Genomic DNA, 667 nt, shown 5'->3' on the forward strand with positions numbered 1-667 from the left:
GTGCGGGGGAGAGGTGTGAGGGGGAGGAGTGTGCGGGCCGAGGAGGCGCACGCGTGGGGCGTGCTCGTCGCGACCGCGCGCCGGACGGTCTCCGACGGCCTCGTCGTCGGCACCTCCGGGAACGTCTCGGCGCGCGTCGGCGACACGGTCCTGGTCACGCCGTCGGGTGTCCCCTACGACCGGCTGACGCCCGCCGACGTGATCGGCGTCGACCTCGACGGCCGGCAGGTCCTCGGCACCCTGCGCCCGACGAGCGAACTGCCCATGCATCTCGCCGTCTACCGCACCACCGGCGCCCTCGCCGTCGTCCACACCCACGCCGTCCACGCGACGGCCGTCTCGACCCTCGTCCCCGAACTCCCCTCGGTCCACTACATGTCCGGCGCCCTCGGCGGCCCGGTCCGGGTTGCCCCGTATGCGACCTACGGCACCGAGGAGTTGGCCGAGAACATGCTCCACGCCCTTGCCGACCGCTCCGCCTGCCTCCTCCAGAACCACGGCACGATCGCCTACGGCGACTCCCTGGACCAGGCGTTCGACCGCACGGCCCAGTTGGAGTGGATGTGCCGGCTGTGGCTGACGGCGTCTTCGGTGCCGGGGCTGTCGCCGACGTTGTTGTCGGGGGAGCAGGTGGCTGAGGCGGGGGAGCGGTTGCGGGGGTATGGGC

General features: G+C 72.9%; 1 protein-coding gene. It reads left to right on the forward strand.

Annotated features, from left to right (window positions below; translation table 11 throughout):
• Positions 1-667 (forward strand): class II aldolase/adducin family protein (locus tag JHN63_RS51740; RefSeq protein WP_374223041.1); only part of this gene is annotated, 667 nt, incomplete at its 3' end.

Source organism: Streptomyces sp. MBT65 (assembly GCF_016612545.1).
Classification (GTDB): domain Bacteria; phylum Actinomycetota; class Actinomycetes; order Streptomycetales; family Streptomycetaceae; genus Streptomyces.